Source organism: Phaeovulum sp. (assembly GCF_041596715.1).
GTDB lineage: Bacteria > Pseudomonadota > Alphaproteobacteria > Rhodobacterales > Rhodobacteraceae > UBA6213.
In genome coordinates, this window is the sequence record NZ_JBFHIA010000275.1 from 1 (window position 1) to 3,659 (window position 3,659).

1 protein-coding gene and 1 pseudogene are annotated in these 3,659 nt (G+C 61.2%); one reads left to right on the forward strand and one right to left on the reverse strand.

Annotation, left to right across the window (positions count from 1 at the left end; all coding sequences use genetic code 11):
* A partial coding sequence (locus ABY403_RS14485; protein WP_372841529.1) for an NADP-dependent malic enzyme occupies nt 1-2,240 on the reverse strand: 2,240 nt, incomplete at its 3' end.
* Nucleotides 2,241-2,597: 357 nt separating this feature from the next.
* Between ABY403_RS14485 and ABY403_RS14490 the strand changes: the two are divergent.
* A pseudogene (locus ABY403_RS14490) lies at nt 2,598-3,659 on the forward strand (DNA mismatch repair protein MutS); the annotation flags it as partial.

Sequence of the window (3,659 nt, forward strand, 5' to 3'; positions counted from 1 at the left end):
GCGATTGCGGCCATGTTGAGAATGTCGTTCACGGTCGAGGAGGAAGAGCAGATCTGGATGGGTTTCTCTACCCCTGTCAGAATTGGCCCGATCACCGTTGCGCCCGCCATTTCTTGCATCAACTTGATCGAGATCGAGGCAGAGTGGCGCGCCGGAACCACCAGCACGTTGGCTGGCCCGGTCAGGCGGCAGAAGGGATAATTGGCCATCTGCTCGGTATTGAGCGCGACATCCACGGTCATTTCGCCCTCGTATTCGAAGTCGACGCGGCGGCCATCAAGCACCTTGGCGGCCTCATACATCTTCGTTGCCCGCTCGCTGACCGGGTAACCAAAGGTCGAAAACGATAGAAATGCCACACGCGGCACCAGCCCAAGCCCGCGCGCGACCTGCGCGCCGCGCTCGGCGATATCGGCAAGGTCGTGTTCATCAGGCCATTCGTGCACCAGCGTATCGCCGATCAGCACGATCCGGCCCTTGTGCAGCACCGCGGTTATGCCAACTGCGCCGTCCGAGGCTTTTGCATCGAAAACGTGGTTGATCATCGCCATGATATGCGCGCCCTTTCGGGTAGCACCAGTGACCATGCCGTCGCCGTGCCCATGCGCCAGCATAAGCGCCGCGAATACATGGCGATCGCGGTTGGCAAGACGGTGCGCATCTTCACGATCGACACCCCGGCGTTGCAGGCGACGATAGATGAAATCGCGATAGGCCTCGATGTGGCGGGTGTTGGCCGAGTTCACCACGGTCAACTCGCGCGCCGCATCGCCCAGCCCCACTGCTTCGAGCTTGGCCTTCACATCCAGCTCGCGCCCCACGACCAACGCCTTGCCTTGGCCAGAGCGTTGCCACGCCACCGCCGCGCGCAATACGCGCGGATCGTCGCCTTCGGCAAAGATCATTCGGGCCTGCGCCGCTCTGGCGCGGCTGTGAATACCTTGCAGTATCGCGGCTGTCGGATCCATCCGTGCCTTGAGGCTTAGCTCATAGGTCGCCATGTCGATAATCGGGCGGCGCGCCACCCCAGTTTCCATGCCCGCTTTCGCCACCGCCTGCGGGATCGTATAGATCAGCCGCGGATCGAATGGCGTGGGGATGATGTAATCGCGCCCAAAGTTCAGCTTGCGCCCATAGGCCATTGCCACTTCGTCGGGCACATCTTCGCGCGCCAGCGCAGCAAGTGCGTGTGCGCAGGCCAGTTTCATCTCGTCGTTGATCGCGCGGGCATGGATGTCGAGCGCGCCGCGGAAAAGGTAGGGAAAGCCCAAAACGTTGTTGACCTGATTGGGGTAGTCGGATCGCCCGGTCGCCACGATCGCATCGCTGCGCACGGCGTGCACCTCTTCCGGGGTGATCTCTGGGTCAGGGTTCGCCATGGCGAAAATGACCGGGTTCGGGGCCATGCTGGCCACCATTTCGGGCGTCACCGCACCCTTTGCTGAAACGCCAAGAAAAACGTCAGCGTCCTTCATGGCGTCAACAAGTGTGCGCGCGTCGGTGCGCGCGGCATGGGCCGATTTCCACTGGTTCATACCTTCGGTGCGGCCCTGATAGATCACGCCTTTGGTGTCGCACATGATGCAGTTGTCGTGCTGCGCGCCCATGGTCTTGAGCAGCTCTAGGCAGGCAATCCCAGCCGCACCGGCACCGTTCAGCACGATGCTGCAATCTTCGATCCGCTTGCCCGTTATTTCGAGCGCGTTGATCATCCCGGCCGCGCAGATAACCGCAGTGCCGTGCTGGTCATCGTGAAACACAGGGATGTCGCAGATTTCTTTCAGACGCTGCTCGATGATGAAACATTCCGGCGCCTTGATGTCTTCAAGGTTGATGCCGCCGAAGGTCGGGGCCATCAGCTTTACGGCCTGAATGATCTCTTCGGGGTCTTCGGTATCAAGCTCGATGTCGATCGCGTTTACGTCGGCAAAGCGCTTGAACAAAACCGCCTTGCCTTCCATCACCGGCTTTGCGGCCAGTGCGCCAAGGTTGCCCATGCCCAGAATGGCGGTCCCGTTTGTTACTACGGCCACCATGTTGCCCTTGACGGTATAGTCATAGGCGGTTTCGGGCGCATCGGCGATTGCCTGAACTGGCACAGCGACGCCGGGACTATAGGCAAGGCTGAGGTCGCGTTGCGTTGTCATCGGCTTGGTGGCCGCGATCTCGTATTTTCCGGGGCGCGGCTCGTGGTGATAGGCGAGCGCTTCTTCCGGTGTGATACGGTGCTTGCTTGTCATGGCGCGATTCCTCATGCGTTCAGCGTTGCATACGCCCGCTTCGGCCTTGCCTCAACCTTGCAGCGCAAGGCCAAGCGTCGCACTGGGCCCGGCAAGGGCCAAAACCCGCAACTTAATAGGCGCACGCAGCCCGAATCGCGGCAAATGCGTAGTTTCGCGGCAAAAAGCCGCCCCCGCGCCACAAGTGGGCAAGCAAGCAAGGCAATGCCCCGAACCAATGCCGTAACATCACCCACAAGGTTCGCAAGCGCCCTCGGCGCGCGCTTTGAAGGATTTCCGCGCGCTTTTGGTCGGATCGGTTTGCTTTCGCGTTGTGCGCCACTAGAAAGAGCAGGTGCGGGGAAAACAAGGCCGAAGATGAGCAGCGATGCAGTCACGCCAATGATGGCGCAATACCTTGAAATCAAGGCGGCAAACCCCGGTGCCTTGCTGTTTTATCGCATGGGCGATTTTTTCGAGATGTTCTTCGAGGACGCGGTCGCGGCCTCTGCGGCGCTGGACATAGCGCTCACAAAACGCGGGCAGCATCTTGGCCAAGATATTCAGATGTGCGGCGTTCCTGCACATGCCGCCGAAGGCTATCTTCTGACGCTGATCCGCAAAGGGTTTCGCGTGGCGATTGCCGAGCAAATGGAAAACCCGGCTGAAGCGCGCAAGCGCGGCGCAAAATCGGTTGTGGCGCGGCAAGTGGTGCGGCTGGTCACACCCGGCACGCTGACCGAGGAAAGCCTGCTAGAAGCGCGGCGGCACAATTTTCTCGCCGCATGGGCCGAGGTGCGTGATGAGGCGGCGCTGGCTTGGGTCGATATTTCGACAGGCGAGTTTCGGGTGATGCCCTGCCCGCTGGTGCGGCTTGCCCCAGAGCTGGCGCGATTGGCACCCCGTGAAGTTCTGGTCAGCGAAACGCATCAGGCTGATTTGGAAGGCTTGGTTACCGAGTCACGTGCCGCGCTTACGCCGCTGGCGCGTGCGAGTTTTGACAGCCAGAATGCAGAGAAACGGCTTTGCGCGCTGTTCGCGGTGCGCACGCTTGACGCGTTTGGCAGTTTTAGGCGCGCCGAAATGGCCGCGATGGGGGCCATTGCCGACTATCTGGAGCTGACGCAGCGCGGCAAATTGCCGCTGCTGCACGCGCCACAGCGCGAAGACGCGACGAGCGCCATGCAGATCGACGCAGCGACCCGGCGCAACCTTGAGCTGACGCAGGCACTTTCAGGTGGGCGAGAAGGCTCGCTTCTGGCGGTGATTGACCGCAGCGTCACGGCAGCAGGCGGGCGATTGATGGAGCGACGCATTGCCGCCCCGTCGCGCAATCTTGCCGAGATAGCCCGCCGACACGAAGCAGTGCGTTTTTTGCTGGAAGAGAGCCGCTTTCGGGATGATCTTCGTGCGGCCCTGCGACTTTGCCCAGATCTAGAC